Raw genomic sequence first — 438 nt, 5'->3', positions numbered from 1 at the left:
TTTGTTCTTGTGCTAACCACATAAATCTAATACTATCTGTTAATGCAAATTCTATTTTCCGTCCGGAAAATATTGAATTACTATAGGCGTATAAGATGATTTTCAACATCATACGAGGATTGTAAGACGATGCACCTCTGTGATTTTGATATTCAGCAAAAGCATTTTCAGGCATTCTTTCTACAATCTCATTAACGATATTTGCAGTATCATTTTCTGTGAAAGTAAAATCAGTTATTAGTGGCAGTGAAAGTTGAGACATGTTATAATTTTTATACATAAAGTTCCTCCTATGATTGGGTTTGTGGTGAATCTCTAATTATAACTTGGGGGGCTTTATCTTTTTAAGTTATATAAATATTTTACATAAAAATCCGAGGAAAATCACTTAAGATTCTCCTCGGATTTTATTTTGGACTGTATTTATGTCCCAGCCCC

General features: G+C 32.0%; 1 protein-coding gene. It reads right to left on the bottom strand.

Going from position 1 to position 438, the window contains the following annotated elements:
- The coding region (locus tag HMPREF2603_RS00010) for a transposase (RefSeq protein WP_083297504.1) at positions 1–280 on the bottom strand (280 nt) is incomplete at its 3' end.
- Between the last annotated feature and the right edge of the window lie 158 nt (positions 281–438).

Origin of the sequence: Staphylococcus sp. HMSC055C03, from assembly GCF_001809385.1 — a bacterium.
Classification (GTDB): Bacteria; Bacillota; Bacilli; order Staphylococcales; family Staphylococcaceae; genus Staphylococcus; species Staphylococcus simulans.
This window is presented reverse-complemented; position numbering and strand designations above follow the sequence as displayed.